Below are 20,558 nucleotides of genomic sequence, written 5' to 3'. Positions count from 1 at the left end.
GGCGCTTCGTTCTTTCGTGTTTCCAGCTTACCAGATGTTTTCCGCTCCGTTTCCGGCGCTTCGTTCATCCAACTCGCTGGTGTCTTCTGCGGCTTTATGCCCCGTCCGACGTTTCAAACTCTAGCCGACCCCTGCTCCGAAAAGCGAATCAGCCGCAATCCAATAAAACGAGCACGCCGAATAGGAACCAAGCCGCGACAAGACGCGACCCAGCCCGAACCAGGAGGTGGTGTTTCAAGAGGATTGGCCGCCCCGGGACCGTCCGCGCCGATGCGTGTCCGGTGCTCCCTGCCGAGCGACTGGGAGACAGTACCCCCTATTCAGTGCTCGAAACAAACGCCCAGCCCGGGACCGCCCAGGTCTACCCCTGCGAGCCCCTGCGAGCCCCTTCGAGCCCCTGCCAGCCCCTCCCGACCCCTACCGACCCCTACCGACCCGCCACAACGCCCCGGTCGCGGCGTCAGGTCGCAGCACCGTTGGCAGCCGTCCGGGCGAGGCGCAGTTGTTCCTCCTCCACGATCAGCGCGGCCAGCGACTGCTCCGAGACGTCGACCGCTTCAGGAGTCGATTCGGCCACGTCGCTGCGGCGCGCGTAGTCGTCGAACAACTGGCTCTTCGCGCGAAGGATCTCCACCATCCGCTGGTCGACGCTGTCCACGGCCAGCAAGCGGTGCACCTGCACACGCCGGACCTGGCCCATGCGATGGGCTCTGGCTATCGCCTGGCTCTCCATGGTGGGCTTCACCTGGGGTTCACAGAGGATGACGACCGACGCCGCCTGGATGTTCAGTCCCACACCGCCGGCCTGGATCTGGCTCAGCAGCACCGCATGGCCCTGCACGGCGGCGAACTCGTCCACCACGTCCTGCCGTCGGACAGCGTCCAGGCCTCCGTCGATCGGGCCGAAAGCACGCTGGCCCAGGGCGTCCTGGACGACCCGCAGGACATCGCGGAAGTACGAGAAGACAACGACCTTCAACCCGTTCTCCGCAGCCTCCTCGACGACCTCCATCAGCCGCAGCAGCTTCGCCGACCCTTCCGGGTCCGCGTACGCGGCACGGCGCATGGCCATGAAGTTCCCCTCGGCGACCGCCGAGCGGTAGGCGACGAGATCGGACGCCGACAGTTCCTCCCATTCGTCGACATGAACGACGTCGGGGAGCTCCGTCAGGACGTCCCGCTGGTTGCGGCGCAGGTAGGCCGGTGCCACTGCCTTGCGAAACGACGTCGGCCCTGCGGCGGCCGAACTGCTGTGGATTCCGGGCAGAAGATCGGGCTGCAGATAGCGGACCAGGTTCCGGAACTCCTCCACCCGGTTCTCCATCGGGGTGCCGGTGAGGAACAGGACGCGGTCGACGCGGTCGGTCCATTCGGCCACCGCCTGCGAGCGCTTCGTGCTGTGGTTCTTGACGTAGTGGGCCTCGTCCACCACGACCATGCCGACCGTGACGTCCTCCGGGACCTCCAGGCGACGCAGTCCGTCGAAGGTCACGACGGCGACACCTCCGCTGCGGAGCCATTCGGTGCGCGCCGCTTCCCGCTCCTGGCCGTGGAATCGGAACGCCCTCAACGTGCTGCGCGACTCGATCTCCCTGATCCAGTTGATGAGGACGCTCGCCGGGCAGACGACGAGGAAGTGTGCGCTCCCGTGCGCCCGGAGATGCGCGAGCGCGGCAATCGCCTGGATCGTCTTCCCGAGGCCCATCTCATCGCCGATGATCACCCGCTTCTGGGCGAGGGCGAAGCGGGCACCGAACGCCTGGTAACCACGGAGCGGGACCGTGCACCGGGTGTCGTCCAGCGGCTCGGCCCGGACCCGGTCCGACAGGCTCTCCGGGAGGAAGCCCTCGGAGGCGGTGAGCCCGTCGGAGCCGGATCCGGCGAACTCGCCCAGGACGCCGTAGAACTCGGCCGAGCGGACTTCGAACTCCGCCCAGGCCTCGATGTCCGTGGCCAGTGGGCGGAGGAGGTCCACCGAGGCCTGGGCGAAGAGCATGGACGTTCCTCGGCCCTCCGTCTCCGCGAGCAGGGCGTCCAACCGGTCGACCGCGGCGAACGCCTCCTGTCGGCGCTGCCGCCCGGCGAACAGGCCTCTCACAACGCCCCGGGCCGGCTGGGCGGCGGCGATCAGGGCGGCGGTCTCGCCGGCGACACGCTCCGCCAGCTCCCTGGCCCGTCTCGCATCGGGCCCGGCGGCGACCAGCCGTTGGAGCGCGACGACCAGCGCGGTGCCGGCCACGTCCTGGTGATCGACGTCCAGCCGGATCGCCACGGCCTGCTCCGCTGCCCGGGCGATCTGCCCGGCGGCGGCGATGGCCTGGAGAGCGCTCTGGGCTCCGATTCCGGGCAGCAGTTGGAGCGTGTAGGGCGTGGCGTCCACCACCTGCCGCACGGTCCTGATCCCGGCGGCCTCCAACGCGCCGACGCGCAGACGCCCCTCGGTGACGTCCTTCAGCCGGGCCACCGGAATGCCGTCCAGTTCGTCGCGGACCAGCTGGCCCCGCAGACCGGCCGCGGCCTGGCGCACGTGCTCGACAGCACCCTGGTGATCGTCGACGACCGCGCGGGCGACCGCATGGAGCCGCTCCCCGTCCGCCAGCACGACCTTGGGCTTCCGGACGGCGCGCTGCCTCTCTCCCACCTACGGCTCCTGTCCCGACTCGACCCTGCGGCACCCTCTCCGGGCGTCCACATGATTCCATCCAGGCACCGCCGACCGCCCCGGATTCCGAACCACGACCCCGGCCGCCCACTGCCCCGGCAGAGCCCCGGGCCGGGTGCGGCCGTCTCGATCGACGGCGGGCACCCGGCCGTCGGCCCGCCGTCAGCCGACGGTCACAGCGCTGCTAGGGCCGTCTCCAGGTCGTCCAGGCCCAGGGAGCCCTGCCGCAGGGCCTTCATGTGCCAGCGCTTGAGGTCGAAGTCGGCGCCCAGCCGGCGGCGGGCCGCCTCGCGGCCGGCCAGCCAGGCGCGCTCGCCGAGTTTGTAGCCGATGGCCTGGCCGGGCCAGCCGAGGTAGCGGACGATCTCACTGTGCAGGTGGGCGGGCGCCAGACCGACGTAGTCGGCCATGAAGGCGGTGGCCAGCTCCGGGGTCCAGCGCTCGCCCGGGTGGAACGGGGAGCCCGCCGGAATGACGCTCTCCAGGTGCATGCCGAGGTCGACGATGACGCGGGCGACGCGCATCATCTGCTTGCCGAGGTAGCCGAGGCGGCGTCCGGGATCGGTGAGGAAGCCGAGCTCGTCCATCAGCCGCTCCGCGTACAGGGCCCAGCCCTCCACGTTGGCGCTGATCTTGCCGAGGGTGACCTGGTAGCGGGACAGCTGCTCCGCCGCCGCGGTCCAGGAGGCGAGCTGCAGATGGTGCCCGGGGACGCCCTCGTGGTACCAGGTGCTGACCAGTCGCCAGGTGCGGAACCGCTCCTGCGCGTCGCCGTTGGCCGGCGGGAGGAAGGTCCGGCCCGGGCGGGCGAAGTCGAGGCTCGGTCCGCTGTAGTACGGCGCGGCGGCGCTGCCGGCCGGGGCGATCCTGGTCTCGACCCGGCGCAGCGGGCCGGTGATGTCGAAGTGGCGCCCGTCGAGTGCCTCGATCGCGTCGTCCGTGATCTGCTGCAGCCAGCCGCGCATCCGCTCGGCGCCGTGCACGGTGTGTCCGTGCTCGTCCAGGTGGGCCCGGGCTTCCCGGACGGTGGCGCCGGGCAGCACCCGTTCGGCCTCTGTGCGCAGCTCGGCCCAGACCCGGTGGAACTCCTCCCAGGCCCAGTCGTAGGTCTCGTCCAGGTCCAGGTCGGCGCCGGTGTACCGGCGGGCCCCGAGCAGGTAGCGCTCGCGGCCGACGGCGTCCGGCGTGCCTTTCGCAGCGGACCGGTAGCTGTCGCGGAGCCAGTCCCGGAACGCGGCCACGGCGGCCGTCGCCTCGTTCGCGGCGGTGTCCAGTTCGGGGCGGAGCCGCTGCGGCGCGGGGGCGACGAACTCGGCGAACCAGCCGGGGCCCCCGGCCGTCTCGCCGGTCCACGCGGTGAGCTGCGCGCACAGCACGTCGGCCTGGCGGGGCGCGGCGAGCAGTTTGCGGGCGACGCCCTCCGCCAGCGTGGCCCGGTAACCGTCCAGCGCGGCGGGCAGGTTGCGCAGTCGGCCCAGGACCGGGGCCCAGTCGTCGTCGGTGGCGGTGGGCATCATCGTGAAGATGCCCCGGAGCTGGTGCACCGGTGTGTGCAGGTTCCGCACGGCGCGGAAGTTCTCGCCGGCCTCGTGCACCCGCACCTCGGCGTGGAGCCGCTCGCGCAGCAGCCGCGCGCACACGAGCTCCGCCGGATCCCCGTCGGGCCCGGCCTCGGGGACGGTCTCGGGGACGGCGTCCAGACGCGCCAGCGCCTCCCGCGCGAGCCGGACCGTCTCCTCGACGCCGTCCGGCGACAGGTCGGGCATCCGGTCGTCGCCCGGAGCCAGTCCCAGGGACGTGGAGGTGACGGGATCGTGTGCGGCGACCCGGGCCACGTAGTCGTCGGCGATCTGTCGTGGAGTCATCGTCAGCTCCTTCGGTCGGCGATCGGTCGCGGTACCAGGCGTAGGAGGCCTTCGGGGTGCGCCGCTGCGCCGCGAAGTCGCTACGCCGGAAAGCCGCTACGCCGCGAAGTCACTGCGCCGCGAAGTCGACGTGGACGATTCCGGAGCGCCGGCGGAAGCCCTCAGGCCGTCGAACACGTCGTGATTGTAGCCAGGGTCCGCCGGCCCGTCCCGGACGGCCGCCAAGTCCGCACCGCAGCAGACGGGTTGGGCCACGGCCGGGCGCGACGAGCCGGCCGCCCCCTCCGGCGCGCAGTGGCGCTGATCACAGCAGGTTTCGCGCAGTCGGCGAAATGCGGGGGCCACCCGGGTTGTTTGCACAGGCAACCAATTCCGCCCCGGCGCACACCACCGGCACCCCCGAGGGATCCCATGACCGTCACCGAGCCCGCAGCCTCCCGCGCGGCCGAAATCCTGTCCCGGCCCGTCACGCTCAACGGGCTGACCGTTCCCAACCGCATCGCGATGGCGCCGATGACGCGCAGGTTCTCCCCGGGCGGCGTGCCCGGCGAGGACGTGCGCTCGTACTACGCCCGCCGGGCCGCCGCGGGCGTCGGCCTGATCATCACCGAGGGGACGTACGTCGGCCACGAGTCCGCCGGCCAGAGTGACGACATCCCGCGCTTCCACGGCGAGGAGCAGCTGGCCGGGTGGGCCCGCGTCGCCGAGGACGTCCACGCGGCGGGCGGCACCATCGTGCCGCAGCTCTGGCACATCGGCATGGTGCGCCAGCAGGGCGACCCGCCGTTCGCCGACGCGCCCGCCGTCGGCCCGTCCGGGATCCGCCTGGACGGCACCGAGGGGACGGGCCGGGCGATGACCCGGACCGATCTGGACGCCGTCATCGGCGCGTTCGCCGAGGCCGCCGCGGCCGCCGAGCGGATCGGCTTCGACGGCGTCGAGCTGCACGGCGCCCACGGCTACCTGCTCGACCAGTTCCTGTGGGCGGGCACCAACCGCCGCACCGACGCCTACGGCGGCGACCCGGCGGCCCGGACGAAGTTCACGGCCGAGCTCGTCGCCGCGGTGCGAGCGGCCGTCTCCCCGGAATTCCCGGTGATCTTCCGCTACTCGCAGTGGAAGTCGGAGAACTACGAGGCCCGCCTCGCCGAGACCCCCCAGGAGCTGGAGGCGATCCTCACCCCGCTCGCCGAGGCCGGCGTCGACGCCTTCCACGCCTCGACCCGCCGCTACTGGGTCCCCGAGTTCGACGGCTCGGACCTCAACCTGGCCGGCTGGACCAAGAAGCTCACCGGCCGGCCCGCCATCACCGTCGGCTCGGTCGGCCTCGACGGCGACTTCGTCGGCGCCTTCAGGGGCGAGGGCTCCCCGGTCCAGGCCATCGACAACCTGCTCGACCGGCTGGAGCGCGACGAGTTCGACCTGGTCGCCGTCGGCCGCGCCCTCCTCCAGGACCCGCAGTGGGCCGCCAAGGTCCTCTCCGGCCGCCACGCCGACCTGCGCCCCTACGACGCCGACGCGCTCCGCACCCTCAGCTGACCACCAACCCCGAGGACCCGGCCGCGCGGCGAGCACGGCGGGGCCGGGTCCCTTCGGACTCCCGCAGGACCGCTCCGGCCGAACGAGGTGTCAACAAGCTTGCGTGAGCGGTGATTTCGGACGAAGTCGACACGGACGAGGCCGTGACGCCGGTGGTGGTCCTCGGCCTGCTGCCCCCACTGCCCTGCGCAGTGGCCCGTGCGGCCTTATGGTGAAGAAAACGCCCCCCGGATGAACCCCTGAGCAGCCTGCCGACGCACGGCGACGACTTCCCGGAGGAGCGCCGATCATCTTCCCGGAGGAGCGCTGACCATGAGTACCTATCGAGTGGCACAGGCGACCGCCCCGGGCGGTGCGCTCCACCCGGCCGAGCGAGAGGTGCCGCAGCCAGGACCCGGCCACGTGCGGATCGCCGTGGAGGCGTGCGGCGTCTGCCACTCCGACACACTCTTCGTGAACGCGGCGCTACCGGGTGTGTCGTTCCCCGTGGTGCCCGGACACGAGATCGCCGGGCACATCGAGGAGTTCGGCGAGGGCACTCGGGACCGTGGATGGCAGATCGGCGACCGGGTGGCGGTCGGCTGGTTCGGCGGCAGCTGCGGCCACTGCAAGCCGTGCCGCCAGGGCGACTTCATCGTGTGCCGGAACCTGAAGGTCCCGGGATGGACGTATGACGGAGGCTTCGCCGAGAAGGTGATCGCGCCCGCCGACGCACTGGCCCGGATCCCCGACGAACTGGCGGCGGGCGATGCCGGGCCGATGGCCTGCGCGGGCGTGACCACGTACAACGGGCTGCGGCGCAGCACCGCCCGGCCCGGCGATCTGGTCGCAGTGCTCGGGCTCGGCGGACTCGGGCACCTCGGGGTTCAGTACGCGGTCGCGATGGGATTCGAGACGGTGGCGATCGCCCGGGGAGCCGAGAAGGCCGGCTTCGCCGAGCAACTGGGCGCCCACCACTACGTCGACAGCACCGCCGGCACCCCGGTCGCCGAGGCGCTGCAGTCCTTCGGCGGTGCCAGGGCCGTGCTGGCCACTGCCGGGAACTCCGAGGCCATCGCGTCCACCCTGGACGGCCTGGCCCCGCGCGGGGAGCTGGTGGTGATCGGGGCGGACGCCGCTCCGATGGCGATCAGTCCGGCCGGACTGCTCATGGGTGCCAACGTCGTCCGGGGCCACCCCTCCGGCACCGCGCAGGATGTGGAGGACACGATGGCGTTCAGCGCCCTGCACGGCATCCGCCCGATGACCGAGACCGTGCCGCTGGACCACGCCGAGGAGGCGTACCAGAAGATGCTCGCCGGGAAAGCCCGCTTCCGGATGGTGCTCACCACCGGCTGACCCGGATCGACCACCACGGGCCTGCCCCGGCTACGCGGTCCCACCCGCGGGCCTCCCCCGGCTACTCGAGCATGGGCCAGGCCATCGAGGCGCTCGGCTGCAGCGACTGCTCGGCCCAGATGATCTTTCCCCAGGGGGTGTAGCGCACGCCCCAGCGCTCGGCGAGCCGGGCGACGAGGAACAGGCCGCGGCCACCCTCGTCCTCGGCGGCCGCGTAGCGCAGGTGCGGGGCGGTGCTGCTGGTGTCGGCGACCTCGCAGATCAGCGTGCGGTCGTACAGCAGCCGCACCTTGATCGGTTCGGTCCCGTGGCGAATGGCATTGGTCACCAGCTCGCTGAGCACCAGTTCGGTGACGAACACGGCCTCCTCAAGGCCCCACTCGGTGAGCTGTCGGGTCGCCTCGGCCCTCGCCCGGCCCACGGCCTCGGGGGTCGCGGTCACTTCCCACTCGCTGGTCCGATCGGGTGCCAGCACCCGGGTGCGGGCGACGAGCAGGGCGATGTCGTCGGTCTGGCGGACGGGCAGCAGGGCGTCGAGCACGGCGTCGCAGACCTCCTGGGGCGACCGGTCGGCGCGGCCCAGGGTGGCGGTGAGGACGTCCAGGCCGACACCGATGTCGCGGGTGCGGTCCTCGATGAGGCCGTCGGTGTAGAGGACCAGGTTGCTGCCCTGTGGCACCCGTACCTCCGTGGCCTCGAAGGGCATCCCGCCCAGGCCGAGCGGCGGACCGGCGGGAAGGCTGAGGACCTCCACCGTGCCGTCCGGGTGGACGAGGGCGGGCGGCGGGTGGCCCGCCCGGGCCAGGGCGCAGGTGGCGGTGGTGGGGTCGTAGATGGCGTAGAGGCAGGTGGCGCCGGTGATCGCGAGCTCGTCCTCGGCTGCCGCCGTCTCCTGGTCGATGTGGGCGACCAGTTCGTCCAGGTGCCCGAGGAGCTCGTCCGGCGGCAGGTCGAGGGTGGAGAAGTTCTGGACCGCGGTGCGCAGGCGGCCCATGGTCGCGGCCGCGTGCAGGCCGTGGCCGACCACGTCCCCGACGACGAGCGCGACCCGGGTGCCCGACAGCGGGATGACGTCGAACCAGTCGCCGCCGACCCCCGCCTGGGCGGGGAGGTAGCGGTAGGCGATGTCGAGGGCGCTCTGCTCGGGCAGCGCGCGCGGCAACAGGCTGTGCTGAAGGGTGACGGCCATCATGTGCTCGCGCGTGTAGCGGCGGGCGTTGTCGATGGACACGGCGGCCCGGGCCGCCAGCTCCTCGGCCAGGGACAGGTCCTCCTCCTCGAAGGGACCTCTGTCACGGCTGCGCCAGAAGCAGGCGATGCCCATCAGCACACCCCGCGCCGACAGCGGAACGGCGATCAGCGATGCCAGGCCGAACTCCAGCACCGCCTGCGTACGCTCGGTGTCCTGCATGCGCCAGCCGGCGTCGGTCGCCAGCTCGGTGACCAGCGTGGGACGCCCCCCGACGAAACCCGCCGCCTGCGGGGTGCCCCGGTCCCACCTGACCAGTTCCCCTCGGGGGTACAGCGGCGAATCGTCCCGGGCGCCCGCGACCGCCACCCGCCGCAGCTCCACCGGGGCATCGACCACCAGGACCCGTGGTTCCTCGCCGTCCAGGACCGCCTCGGCGAGGTCGACAGTGGCGTAGTCGCAGAATTCGTGGGCGGCCGTCCGGACGAGCTCCTCCGCGGTGCGCCGGACGTCCAGGGTCGTGCCGATGGCCAGGCTCGCTTCGTACAGCAGCCTGAGCCGGCTGCGGGCGACCTCCGCCCTCCCCGCGAGGGCGCGCAGCTCGGTGGAGTCGCGCAGGGTGGTGACGCTGCCCGACGGGCCTCCCCCGCTGTCGGTGGGGCGGCTGTTGACGGCCAGCAGGCGGTCTCCGACGGGGAGCACCTCGTCGGTGACCGCACGGTCGGAGAGCAGCAGTTCGGCCGTGCGGGGGGCGAGGCCGAGGTCGGCGACGGTGCACCCCTCCACGTCGGGCGGCAGGTCGAGCAGGCGGCGCGCCTCGTCGTTGGCGAGCAGGACCCGGCCGTCGCCGCTGACGATGGCCACGCCCTCGCGCACCGCGTGCAGCACCGCGTCGTGGTGCTCGTACATCCGGGTCATCTCTTCCGGCCCCAGGCCGCGCGTCTGCCGCAGCAGACGCCTGCCCACCAGCGCCGTGCCGGCCGTGGCCAGGCCCAGCGCCAAGGCGCCGACGCCCAGGACGACCGGCAGCTGGCGGTTGAACGCGCTGCTCACGTTGGAGACCTTCATCCCGGACGAGACGATGCCCACGACCGCCCCGTGGGAGTCCTCCACCGGGACGACCACCTGGTACTCGGAGCCGAGTGGGCCGTTCACGTCCTCGATGGTGACCTGTCCGTGCAGCGACGGCCCGATGGTGCCGATGAACATCTTGCCGATCAGCTCCGGATCGGGGTGGGTGTAGCGGATGCCGTTGCGGTCGGTCACCACGATGAAGTCGACCCCGGCAGCCGTGCGGGCCGCTTCGGTCAGCGGCTGGAGCACCGCGCTGGGGTCGGGGCCCTGCATCGTCGCCACCAGACCGGGACCGTGGGCGAACGCCTGGGCCGCGGCGAGCGTGCGGCCGTGCGCCGCTTCGAACCGGTCGCTGCGGGACTGGACCAGCAGCACGACGACGGCCGTCACCACGAGCAACAGCACGATCAGCACCTGCAGGACGAACATCTGACCGGCGACACTCCGGATGCTCATCACCGACCACAGGCGATGCGCCGACTGCTCCCGCGGGGCTGAGCGTGGGTGTCGCCGCTCACGACGGCTACCCGATCGACGCAGGGGCAGCCAGGAGGAGCGGCCCGTGTCTCTGGCCATACACCCATGATCCACCGCACCCCGGTCACGAGCGGGCCACACTACGCTGATGGGGGCGAAGCGCAGGTGGCAGCGTGTCCCACCGCAGCACCGAACGGCTCACCCGCCCCGCGGCCGGCCGCCCCTCACCGTTCATCTCCTCTCCTCTCCTCCACGGCCGAACAGTCCTCGGCGCGGATGTCAGGCAGGGGACGGGGAGGTGTGGAACTGGCGGGTGAGGTAGTTGGACCAGGTCTGGTGGAAGGTGGTGGCGAGTCGGGAGTGGGGGGCGATGAGGTCGAAGGCGTGGTAGGCGCCGGGGTAGAGGTGGAATTCGACCGGGACGCCGTGGGCCCGCAGGCGGGTGGCGTAGTCGAGGTTCTCGTCGCGGAAGCAGTCGAGGTCGCCGACGGTGATGAAGGTGGGTGGCAGGGCGCTGAGGTCGGTGGTGCGGGAGGGGGCGGAGTAGGGGCAGACGTCGTCGGTGCCGGCGCGGTCGCCCAGGATCGCCTGCCAGGCGAGGAGGTTGGTCGAGCGGTCCCAGATGCCGATGTCGGTGATCTCGTGGCTCGATGCGGTGCGGTTGCGGTCGTCGAGCATCGGATACGTGAGGGATTGGAACAGGGGTGTCACGCCGCCGCGGTCGCGGATCAGGAGGGTCGTGGCCGCCGCGACGCCTCCGCCGCCGCTCTGGCCCGCGATGCCGATGCGGGTGCCGTCCAGGCCCAGCGCGTCCGCCTCGCGGCCGAGCCACTGGTAGGCGGTGAAGCCGTCCTCGGCGGCACCGGGAGCGGGTGTCTCGGGGGCGAGCCGGTAGTCGACCACGGCGACGGCGCAACCGAGGCTCGCGCCCAGCCGGGTGAGCCACGGGTCGTCCTGGGCGGCGAAGCCGAGGACCTGTCCGCCGCCGTGGAACCAGAGCAGGACCGGCAGAGGTCCGGGCGCTTCGGTGGGGCGCAGAAGGCGGATCGGTACGTCGGGGCCGTCCGTTCGGCGCGCGAGGTGCGTCTCGATGGTGACCGACGGATCGCCGGGCTGGGCGTCGGCGGCGGCCTCGGCCTGGGCGCGGAACGCCGCGCGGGTTGCGGCGAGGTCTGTCAGGTCGAACGCGCCGTTGGGGGTCATGGGGACCGCGTCGAGGGCCAGGCTCAGTTCCTGGTCCATCAGTTGACGGGATGCGGGCATGGCCGTTCCTGCTTTCGGGGGGAGGTGTTTCGAGGGGGTCGGGGGGAGACGCTTCAGGGGCGGAACGAGTCGATGACGACCACGCCGGTGGGTCCGTACGTCTCCAGGGACTCCAGGACCTCGCTCGCCTCGTGGAGGCCGACGGTGCGCGAGACGATGCGGCCGGGGTCGAGGCGGCCGGCGGCGATCATGTTCAGCATCGTGCCGAAGCGCTGGCCCTGCATGCCGAAGGCGCTCAGGAACTCCAGCTCCTTGACCATCATGACGTCGACCGGCAGCGCGACGTCCCCCTGTTCCGCGGCGGTGGTGTGTCCGAGCTGGAGGTGGCGGCCGCGGGTGCGCAGGGAGAGGACGGAGTTGCGGCAGGCGGCGGCGATGCCCACGGCGTCGACCGACACGTGGGCACCGCCACCGGTGAGGGTCTTCACCGCTTCGGCGGGGTCATCGGTCGCCGCGTTGACGGTGTGGACGGCGCCGAGCGCGCGGGCGGCGTCCAGCTTGTCGTCCGTGATGTCGATCGCGATGACGTTGGCGCCCGTCGCCGCGGCGATCTCGACCGTCGACAGTCCCATGCCGCCCCCGGCGCCGTACACCGCGACCCATTCGCCGCCGCGGACCTTCGCCTGGTCGACGACGCCGTGGAAGGCGGTCATGTAGCGGCAGGCCAGCGCGGCGACGTCCACGAAGCCGACACCCTCCGGCACTTCGACCAGGTTGACGTCGGCGAAGCGGACCATGACGTACTCGGCGAAGGCGCCCCAGTACGACACCCCGGGTACGAGCGAGTCCACGTGCTCGCAGACGTGCTGATTGCCGCTGCGGCACATCTCGCACGCGCCCTCGCCGGGGTTCATCGGGAAGATGACGCGGTCGCCCTCCTTCCACCCCCGCACCTCGCGGCCGACCTCCACGACGGTGCCGGCGAACTCGTGGCCGAGGACGAACGGGGCCTCGACACGCGGCCCGCCCGTCCAGAACTCCCCGGCCCACAGGGCCCAGTCGGTCCGGCAGATCCCGTTCGCCCCGACGCGCACGATCGCGCCGTCCGGCGGGCAGGAGGGATCGGGCACCTCGCGGATGACGAGCGGCTTGTGGAGTTCCTCGATGACTGCGGCGCGCATGGCGCGGCCTCCTCGTGCTTGGAGTCGACGGGAGCGGGGAGCAACCGCCTGAAGTCCACCGGTTCAAGTGGTGGACTTGGAAGCTAGCCGCTTGCCCGGAATCATGTCAACCGCATAAAGTGGTGGACATGGACGACAGGGACGACAGGGACGACAGCCGCGAGGGGCGCCAGCGCGCCAAGGCCGACTTCCGCTTCGACGACGCGCGACTGTGCTTCGCCTTCGCCGGCACCCTGGCCGACCGCGGCGCGGACACGCCCTTCGAACGGCTGGCCCGGCCCGAGGACTTGAGCCGCTGGGCCGTCGAAAGCAACTGCACGACAGCGGCGCCGCCCTGCACCGAGGCCGACCTCGGCCGCGCCAGGCAACTGCGTGAGGCGATCCAGCGGACCGGCCGCGCCCTGGCGGACGCCACGCCGCCCTCGCCCGAGGACATCGCGCTCGTCAACCGCGCCGCCGCCGAGCCCCCCTCGACACCCGAACTCGCCCCCGACGCGACCACCGTGCGCTGGCACGGCGACGCGCTCGCGGCAGTGCTCTCGATGGTCGCCCGGGATCTGATCGCCCTCTGCGCATCGGAGCACCGCACCCGCGTCCGCATCTGCGGGAACCCCGACTGCGGCGCCCCCTTCGTCGACACCTCCCGCGCGGGCGCCCGCCGCTGGTGCTCGATGAAGACCTGCGGCGCCCTCGTCAAAAAACGCGCCTACCGGGCCAGGCAACAGACACCCACCGACGGCGCCCGGTAGCGCATCGCCGCGCGCGGCGAAATCGGCACCTACTCCTACCAGGTCCACGGAGCAGGCTGCCTCTTCATCAGCGACAACGGCACCGAGATCGACGTGGACTTCGCAGCCGACGGCAGGGAGATCTTCGATCTCTGGCGGCTGCGCCGCTATGGCCGGAGTTTGCCCGCGCCTCACGACCCCACGGAGCAGGACCTGCGGTCCGCAGTGGAGTCACTGAAGCCACCGCTGGTCGAGGTGCGGCCAGGGTGGTTCAGCGTGGCCGAGGTCAAGACTTCAGCGTGAGACCGGCGCGGTCGACGACGAGCCCGCCATTCAGCGACTGATCACGAGGTCGTAGGTCGCGGGGCCACGAACCCCCGTGCTCGCGATTGCTTCGGATTCCTGGGGTATCGCTCTCACTACTGGCTCGTTCTGAGTAGGTGTTCGGGCCGCGGTACACGCGGACGGATCATGCGGCCGACCGCGCTGACGTCGAGAGTCAGGAGGGCCCGGTCTCTTCTGCCCCCGCCATCCCGCTCGCCTCTGCGATTCCCTCGACCGTCGCGCGGTCGCTCGCCCGCCGGCCCTCAGCGGCGTCAAGCCGGTCGCGCATTTCCCGCAGTCGGGCCGGGTCGGAGGCGACCTCCAGCGGTACGAGCGACATGACCTCCTTGGCCCACTCCCCGTCGCCGAGGTCGGCCACCACACGGTCGGCGCGGTCCTCGTGCCCGGGTGTCAGGGCACCGATGAGGCCGAGGAGAACGAGCAGTTCGCGCTGCACCGCAGGTGTGAACAGCTCCCGCTCCTCGTCGTCCAGCTTCATCGCGATCCGCCCACCGCCGAGCTCGGCATAGCCGCGCAGGACGTCCATCAGAAGCTTGAACTGCCGCTCGGGCATCAGGACCTGGAGCGACTCGACGTAGAGCTTCAGTCGCAGCGCCGGCAGTTCCGAGGGGTTCGCATCGCCGTCCTCGTGCTCGCTGTCCGCCATCAGGGCCCTCCCTGGTGTGTCGGTCGACCGGAATCCTCACCATTCGTAGTCACCCGATGGCACGGGTGGTGAGGACAAGCGACGGCGCCCGGAGGCGGGCGGAGTTCCCATTGCCGTCAAGGATCAGACGATACTCGGAGCCGGGACGGGCGCGATCGACGGGCCGGGGGCCGCCGCGGCCCCCGGCCGAACCGCTGGCGAAGACCGTCCGACCTATCGGACACCCTGTCATCACCGCCGAGCGCGGGGTACTCGGCTACGGGTTCGCATTTCGCCAGTCGCTTCCTTCCCAGTCGCGATCCTGACTCGCACCCCTCGCGCAGCTCGCAACTAACGTCCAAATTTCACCTGGTGACTGGCAATCAGGTCGCGGTACCAGGTGTAGGAGGCCTTCGGGGTGCGCTTCTGCGTCGCGAAGTCGACGTGGATGAGGCCGAAGCGCTGGTGGTAGCCCTCGGCCCATTCGTAGTTGTCGAGGAGGGACCAGGTGTAGTAGCCGCGGATGTCGAGGCCTTCGGCGGTGGCGGCGGCGAGGGCATCGAGGTGGGCGGACATGAAGTCGATGCGGGGTTGGTCGGGGGTGGTGGACTCGGTGACGGAGCAGCCGTTCTCGGTGATGGTGATGGGTGGGAGGGCTTTGCCGTAGGTGTCGCGGAGGTGAAGAAGGAGGGTGGTGAGGGCGTCGGGGACGACGGGCCAGCCGAAGGCGGTGTGGGGGACGTCGGGGATGTCGACGAGGGTGAAGGGGAGGCCCGGTTCGGTGGGGGCGGCGATGCGGGTGGGGTTGTAGAAGTTGAGGCCGAGGCCGTCGAGGCCGGGGGTGTGGATGAGGTCGGTGTCGCCGGGGTGGAGGGCGCCGTAGAGGTCGTCGGGGACGCCCAGGGCGGAGAGGTCGGGGTAGCGGCCGAGGAGGACGGGGTCGGTGAACAGGCGGTTGTGCAGGGCGTCGTAGGCCTGGGCGGCGGCGAGGTCGGCGTCGGAGGAGGTGGCCGGCTCGACGGGGGTGAGGTTGTTGGAGAGCATCACCTCCAGGCCGCGGTCGTGGAGCAGGGACGCGGCCAGGCCGTGGGCGAGGAGTTGGTGGTGGGCGGCCGGGAGGGCCTCCAGCATCAGGGTGCGGCCGGGGGCGTGGGTGCCGAGGGCGTAGCCGAAGACGGTGTGGACGAAGGGCTCGTTGAGGGTGATCCAGGCGGGGACGCGGTCGCCGAGGCGGTCGGCCATGACGGTGGCGTACTCGGCGAAGCGGTACGCGGTGTCGCGGTTCAGCCAGCCGCCGTTGTCTTCCAGGCCTTGCGGGAGGTCCCAGTGGAAGAGGGTGGGGAGCGGGGTGATGCCCGACTCCAACAACGCGTCCACCAGGCGGTCGTAGAAGGCGAGTCCGGCGGGGTTGACGGTGCCCGCGCCGGTGGGGAGCACGCGGGGCCAGGAGATGGAGAAGCGGTAGCCGTCCAGCCCGAGGTCCTTCATCAGCGCGATGTCCTCGGGGTACCGGTGGTAGTGGTCGCAGGCCACCGCGCCCGTGTGGCCGTCGCGGACGGCGCCGGGGCGGGCGGCGAAGGTGTCCCAGACGGAGGGCCCGCGGCCGTCCTCCGCCACCGCCCCCTCGATCTGGTAGGCGGCGGTGGCGGCGCCCCAGCGGAACCCCGTCGGCAGGTCGTAGCGGTCCGGCATGACTGCCTCCTGACGTGAACGTGAGGGGAACTCATGTTACTGGCGCGACACCGAAACGCCAGGGGCAACCGGCCACCACCACAAGGGAACAGCCGCCACCCGCACGCCCCGACCGTCCGCGCGCCATCCCACCGGGCCCCGTCCGGTGGCCGACCGCCGGGGAGGGGGGTTGCATGGGGTGACCGGGCCCCAGCGATTCGGGAGGCTACCGTGTACGAGATGTGGGCCGAGCACGACCCGGCGGTGTCACCGCCGGCCGTGGTGTGGCACGTGGTGACGAAGAACGACTCGTCGACGTCCCTGTGCGGACGCTTCCTCGAACCCGCCCAGCGCGTCGCGCCGGCTGCGGGCGTCGAGGAGTCGGCGGGCCCGGACCGTTACTGCGATCCATGCCTGATCACCGTTCGCGAGGCGATGGCCGCGGCCGCCCGGTGACCGAAGCCGTCAGGTCGCCCTGGGATCCACCTGAAGACGGGCCCCAGGTCTGTCCGACCGATCTTGGCGGGACAGGACCTGGGCGTTCGAGGGCCGCGTCGACGGCAACGGCGTGAACAGGAGCGCGGGAGCGGGAGGTTGGGCGGTTCCGGCCGGCCAGGCCGGTCAGTACGGCCCGGCCAGTGCGGCCACCCCCGGGAAGCGGGCGATCGCCTGGCCGGCGGTCGGCGGGTGGGCGCGCCGGGGTCGCAGTGCGCCGAGGGCCACCGCGGGTCTGGCCAGCCGGGCGGGTCTGGCGGCGAGGGAGAACACCTCGAAGTAGGCGGCCGAGACGGCGGGGTCGGTGAGGGCCGCGCCCAGCACCCGGCGGGTGTACCAGCGGGTGAACACCGCGGCGGGCCCGGCGGCGGTGGCGGGGTGGCTCGACAGCGCGTCCGGGAAGCCCTCGTCCTGGTCCTTGGCCATGTCCCAGGGCGTGTCGACGACCCTGGCGATCCGCCGTTGGATCAGTGCGCTCACCCCCGGGTGCAGGCCTTCGCTGTCGACGGCGGCGCGGATGGCGGCGGCGCACTGGGCGGCGACCGTCATGCCGTGCCCGTACACCGGGTTCAGCGCCGCCACCGCGTCGCCGGTGGCGGCGAACCCGGCCAACTGGCCGCCCTCGTAGCATTCGTAGCGGCGCCGGCGGTTCAGCGTCCCGTGGCAGGTGCGGATCGGGCCGAGCGGGCGGGCGGCGCGGGCGAGGTCGTGGACGACCGGGTGGTCCAGCGCCTTCAGGAAGTCGTGGAACTCCCGCTCGCCCCGGGCGGGTTCGCCGCCACGGGTGCCGGAGAGCGTGACGATCCAGCGCCCGTCCTCGATCGGGATGATGGTGGCGCCCCGACCGGGCCGGCCGCGCCCCGGGACGGGCACGATGCTCACCACCGGGAAGCCCTCGTTTCCGCCCGGCGTCTCGAACACCCGGGCGGCGTAGGCGAGTCCGGCGTCCACCGTCTCCTCGCACAGTCCCTCGACCCCCAGGGCGCGCAGCCACTCCGGGGCGCGGGAGCGGCGGCCGGTCGCGTCGACGACCAGGTCGGCCCGCAGGGTCTCCCGCGATCCGTCCGGGTTCTCGATGTGGACCCCGACGATCCGGCCCGGGCCGCCCACCAGGCCGAGGACGGAGGTGCGTTCGCGGACCGTCACGTTCGCCTGCTCGCGCAGCCGCCGCCGGACGACGTGGTCGAGCAGGTGCCGGCTGCACGCGATCAGGTAGGCCGGCGAGTCGAAGCCCTGGAGCCAGCCCGGCCCGAGGCGCATCAGCAGGCCGGCGGGGATCGAGCGGTAGTGGGCGCCGGCGGCGAGCAGGGCGTCGAGCGTTCCGGGCAGGACCTCCTCGACGGCGTCCGCGCCGCCGCCGAGCAGGATGTGGCTGAACTCGCCCTGCGGCAGGCCCCGGCGCGGGCCGGGCAGGACGGGCAGGACGTCCTGTTCGAGAACGGTGACGCTCCGGGCGTGCGGCGCCAGGGCGGCGGCCGCCAGCGTGCCGGCCAGGCCGCCGCCGAGGACGAGGGCCGTGCTCACCCGGCGGCCCCGGTGCGGACGAGGCCGTCACGGCGGGTCGCGCGCATCCATACCGGGCCGGGGCGCAGCGTGGCGAGCGGCATCTCGCGGACGGTCCGGCCGGGGACGTGCTCCAGGTGCCAGGCCCGCATGATCGTGGCGAGCAGCAGGACGGACTCGGTCATGCCGAACTGCTCGCCGACGCAGCGGCGCGGTCCCGCGCCGAAGCCGATGAACGGGCCGCGCTGCGGGTGGACGCCCACCCACCGCTCGGGGTCGAAGCGGTCGGGCTCGGGGAACAGGGCGGGCTGGCGGTGGAGCAGGTAGGGGCTGTAGATGACCGAGGTGCCCTCGGGCAGGCGGTGCGCGCCGAGTTCGGTGTCGGTGCTGGTGACGCGGGTGAGCAGCCAGCCCGGGGAGTACAGCCGGACGGCCTCGCGGACGACCCGGGTGGTGAGTTCCAGCCCGTCCACGCTCGGCGACGTGCCGGCCGCCGTGGTGGCGCCGGCCTCGGCCCTGTCCACTCCGAGCGCGTCAGCCTCGGGCGCGTTCGCCCCGGGCACGTTCACCCCGACCGCGTCCACGCGGGCCGCGTCCACCTCGGCCCGGACCCGATCGGCGATGTCCGGGTGCTGGGCGAGCAGGTGCAGGGCCCACACGGTGGAGTTGGCGATGGTGTCGAAGCCGGCGGCGAAGATCGTCATCACCTGGTCGGTGACCTCCGCGTTGGAGAGCGCCTGCCCGCCCGCGTCGGCGGCCACCAGCGTCGACACCAGGTCGCCCCGGTCCTCCGGATCCGCGCGGTAGGCGGTGACGACCTCGTCGACCAGGCGCACCAGCCGGGTGCGGGCGGCGTCGTAGCGGCGGTTGGCCGGCAGCGGGATCCGGTTGAGCCGGTGGGGCAGCAGCATGCGCCGGTAGGAGCCGCCGATCAGCAGCACGAAGTCGTCGACGGTCTCCTGGAGGCCGGTGAACGGCAGCCGGGTGAACAGGGTCGAGACCAGGCTGCGCCCGGCGGCCAGGCTCAACTCGGCGGTGATGTCGACCTCCTGCCCATCGTTCCAGGACCCGGCCAGCCGTCGGGCTTCCCGGGCCATCACCTCGGTGTACCGCGCGATCCGGTCGGCGCGGAAGGCGGGCTGGACGTAGCGGCGCTGGCGGCGGTGGTCGGCGTGGGGGCAGGTCACCAGGCCGTTGCCGGCGAAGTCGCGGACCCGTTCGAACAGGAACCCGCCCTTGTCGAAGACCCGGTCCTCGCGCAGGACGTGCCGGGTCAGCTCCAGGTCGCAGACCACCACCGCGGAGACCGGCCCCAGTCTGATCTGGACGAGGCCGCCGTACCGGGGCAGGGAACGCAGGAACGCCAGCGGGTCGCGCAGGAACGGCACCAGGTGCCCGAGCAGCGGCAGGCCGCCGGGCGGACGGGGGATCATCGCGGTGACTCCGTACGGTAGCGGGCGGCCGTCGCCGTCCAGTGGATGAGCGCGCGGGTGAAGCGGACCAGCCCGAGGGCGAAGGCCCGGACCTCGCCGGGCGACGACGGGTCGCGGGCGATGCCGTCCGCCAGGAACTCCAGCGTCGTCGACTCGGCCTCGCACAGCGCCCCGAGCCGGGCCGACGCCTCTTGGGGGGCCAGGCCCTCGTGGACGGTGAACGAGCGCAGCAGGTTCTTGCCGTTCCCGGCGGCGGACTCCCCCTCGGCGGAGTAGAGGTCGTTGACCCAGCAGACGACGTGGTTGAAGCGCATCAGCAGGTCCGCCACTCTCGGGTGCCGGAACACCTCGTCGGCGAGGTCCAGGCCGTGGGCGAGTTCGATCCACCCCGCCGCGCACGACACGGCGCCGTCCTGGTCCCGTCGGCGCAGGTACTCGGGGACCGTCTGCACGGCGCCGGCCGGGGCGGCGGCCCCGAGGTCGTGGAAAGGGGTGTCGCGGAAGGGCGCGTCGCGGAAGGCGGCGTCGCGGAAGGGCGCTTCGCGGAGCGAGGCCTCGTCGAGGTAGCCGAGCGAGGTGTCCAGGTACGCGCGGAAGTACGCCGCGTAGCGCGCCCGCCACTGCGGCGGCGTCAGCTCGACCGTCTCCCGCCACAGCACCGCGAACGCCTCGACGAGTGCGTCGCCGGGCGGCTCGACGCCATCCCAGCCGCCGTCCGAGGCACCATCCGAGCCACCGCCCGGAACGCCGTCCAGAAGACCACCCAGAACGCCATCCGAACCGCCGCCCGAACCACCGTCCAGGACGTCCGTGAGCGCCCGGACGGTCCGCCGGGCCGCCGTGACGGGCCGGCCGATCCACTGGTCGTCGAAGCGGTCGTCGAGGATCCAGGTGAGCACCAGCCACTTCGCCGCCGCGACCAGCCGCGGCCCCCGGGGGACGTCGCCCCACGCCTCCGCCACCAGGTCCAGGTGGCCCTGCGCCAGGAACCCTTGGACGTCACCGCCGAGCACCCCGCTCGCCACCAGCCACGCCCCGACGTCGCGGCGGAGGGCGCCGGCCTCGCCGTGGGGCGCCGGTCTGGCGACTCCCGCGAGGAGGTCCGGGCCTCCGGGGTGCTCGGCGGCGAGGCCACACATGCCGCGGTACGACGAAACGCCCATGCCCGTGCTCCCCCTCGCTCACCACCTCCGACCGGCCGGTCGGAGAAGGACCAGTCTGGCCAGCCAC

General features: G+C 72.4%; 15 protein-coding genes. 5 read left to right on the top strand and 10 right to left on the bottom strand.

All coding sequences use genetic code 11. The features are described 5' to 3' along the window. Positions 1–460: 460 nt before the first annotated feature. Complete coding sequence (locus AB0R04_RS32065; RefSeq protein WP_363377153.1) at positions 461–2,641, bottom strand: DEAD/DEAH box helicase; 2,181 nt, start codon at positions 2,639–2,641, stop codon at positions 461–463. Between the two features lie 194 nt (positions 2,642–2,835). Next, the gene (locus tag AB0R04_RS32060) at positions 2,836–4,527 is read right to left on the bottom strand and encodes a DUF885 domain-containing protein (RefSeq protein WP_363377152.1); all 1,692 of its coding nucleotides are present in this window, start codon (positions 4,525–4,527) and stop codon (positions 2,836–2,838) included. Positions 4,528–4,938: 411 nt separating this feature from the next. On the opposite strand from AB0R04_RS32060, the gene AB0R04_RS32055 reads away from it, so the two are divergent. Together AB0R04_RS32055 and AB0R04_RS32050 are read left to right on the top strand one after the other, a co-directional pair. Next, positions 4,939–6,066, top strand: coding sequence for an NADH:flavin oxidoreductase (locus tag AB0R04_RS32055; RefSeq protein ID WP_363377151.1), 1,128 nt, complete (start codon positions 4,939–4,941; stop codon positions 6,064–6,066). 312 nt (positions 6,067–6,378) lie between these two features. Next, positions 6,379–7,404: an alcohol dehydrogenase catalytic domain-containing protein gene (locus tag AB0R04_RS32050; RefSeq protein ID WP_363377150.1), complete on the top strand. Its 1,026-nt coding sequence runs from the start codon at positions 6,379–6,381 to the stop codon at positions 7,402–7,404. A gap of 61 nt (positions 7,405–7,465) precedes the next feature. Here AB0R04_RS32050 and AB0R04_RS32045 read toward each other — a convergent pair whose 3' ends face one another. The 3 genes from AB0R04_RS32045 to AB0R04_RS32035 form a co-directional block, all read right to left on the bottom strand. Next, positions 7,466–10,123, bottom strand: coding sequence for a SpoIIE family protein phosphatase (locus AB0R04_RS32045; protein ID WP_363377149.1), 2,658 nt, complete (start codon positions 10,121–10,123; stop codon positions 7,466–7,468). Positions 10,124–10,423: 300 nt separating this feature from the next. Continuing rightward, on the bottom strand, positions 10,424–11,407 hold the full coding sequence (locus AB0R04_RS32040) for an alpha/beta hydrolase (protein WP_363377148.1): 984 nt from the start codon (positions 11,405–11,407) through the stop codon (positions 10,424–10,426). A 53-nt stretch (positions 11,408–11,460) separates the two neighbouring features. Continuing rightward, positions 11,461–12,528: an alcohol dehydrogenase catalytic domain-containing protein gene (locus AB0R04_RS32035; RefSeq protein ID WP_363377147.1), complete on the bottom strand. Its 1,068-nt coding sequence runs from the start codon at positions 12,526–12,528 to the stop codon at positions 11,461–11,463. A 128-nt stretch (positions 12,529–12,656) separates the two neighbouring features. On the opposite strand from AB0R04_RS32035, the gene AB0R04_RS32030 reads away from it, so the two are divergent. After that, on the top strand, positions 12,657–13,277 hold the full coding sequence (locus tag AB0R04_RS32030) for an ABATE domain-containing protein (RefSeq protein WP_363377146.1): 621 nt from the start codon (positions 12,657–12,659) through the stop codon (positions 13,275–13,277). 93 nt (positions 13,278–13,370) lie between these two features. Beyond that, positions 13,371–13,559: a hypothetical protein gene (locus AB0R04_RS32025; RefSeq protein ID WP_363377145.1), complete on the top strand. Its 189-nt coding sequence runs from the start codon at positions 13,371–13,373 to the stop codon at positions 13,557–13,559. Between the two features lie 196 nt (positions 13,560–13,755). Here AB0R04_RS32025 and AB0R04_RS32020 read toward each other — a convergent pair whose 3' ends face one another. Both AB0R04_RS32020 and AB0R04_RS32015 read right to left on the bottom strand, forming a co-directional pair. Beyond that, positions 13,756–14,247 carry a hypothetical protein gene (locus tag AB0R04_RS32020; RefSeq protein ID WP_363377144.1) on the bottom strand — a complete coding sequence of 164 codons (492 nt, stop codon included), beginning with the start codon at positions 14,245–14,247 and terminating at the stop codon, positions 13,756–13,758. Positions 14,248–14,577: 330 nt separating this feature from the next. Beyond that, positions 14,578–15,918: a GH1 family beta-glucosidase gene (locus tag AB0R04_RS32015; protein ID WP_363377143.1), complete on the bottom strand. Its 1,341-nt coding sequence runs from the start codon at positions 15,916–15,918 to the stop codon at positions 14,578–14,580. A gap of 210 nt (positions 15,919–16,128) precedes the next feature. Here AB0R04_RS32015 and AB0R04_RS32010 point away from each other — a divergent pair, with 210 nt between their 5' ends. After that, positions 16,129–16,353, top strand: a complete 225-nt coding sequence (locus tag AB0R04_RS32010; protein ID WP_363377142.1) for a hypothetical protein — start codon at positions 16,129–16,131, stop codon at positions 16,351–16,353. A 165-nt stretch (positions 16,354–16,518) separates the two neighbouring features. On the opposite strand, the gene AB0R04_RS32005 is transcribed toward AB0R04_RS32010, so the two are convergent. Genes AB0R04_RS32005 through AB0R04_RS31995 form a run of 3 tightly spaced genes read right to left on the bottom strand, consistent with a single transcriptional unit; the run spans position 16,519 to position 20,491 of the window. Continuing rightward, positions 16,519–17,916: an FAD-binding protein gene (locus tag AB0R04_RS32005; protein WP_063350413.1), complete on the bottom strand. Its 1,398-nt coding sequence runs from the start codon at positions 17,914–17,916 to the stop codon at positions 16,519–16,521. Continuing rightward, positions 17,913–19,328: a cytochrome P450 gene (locus AB0R04_RS32000; protein ID WP_363377141.1), complete on the bottom strand. Its 1,416-nt coding sequence runs from the start codon at positions 19,326–19,328 to the stop codon at positions 17,913–17,915. The genes AB0R04_RS32005 and AB0R04_RS32000 overlap by 4 nt, the downstream gene beginning before the upstream one ends. Further along, positions 19,325–20,491: a terpene synthase family protein gene (locus tag AB0R04_RS31995; RefSeq protein WP_363377140.1), complete on the bottom strand. Its 1,167-nt coding sequence runs from the start codon at positions 20,489–20,491 to the stop codon at positions 19,325–19,327. Before AB0R04_RS31995 ends, AB0R04_RS32000 begins: the two co-directional genes overlap by 4 nt. Positions 20,492–20,558: the final 67 nt, after the last annotated feature.

Source organism: Kitasatospora sp. NPDC056731 (assembly GCF_040687675.1).
Lineage (GTDB): Bacteria > Actinomycetota > Actinomycetes > Streptomycetales > Streptomycetaceae > Kitasatospora.
Note: the sequence above shows the minus strand (reverse complement) of the source record. Positions and strands in the feature narration are given on the sequence as shown.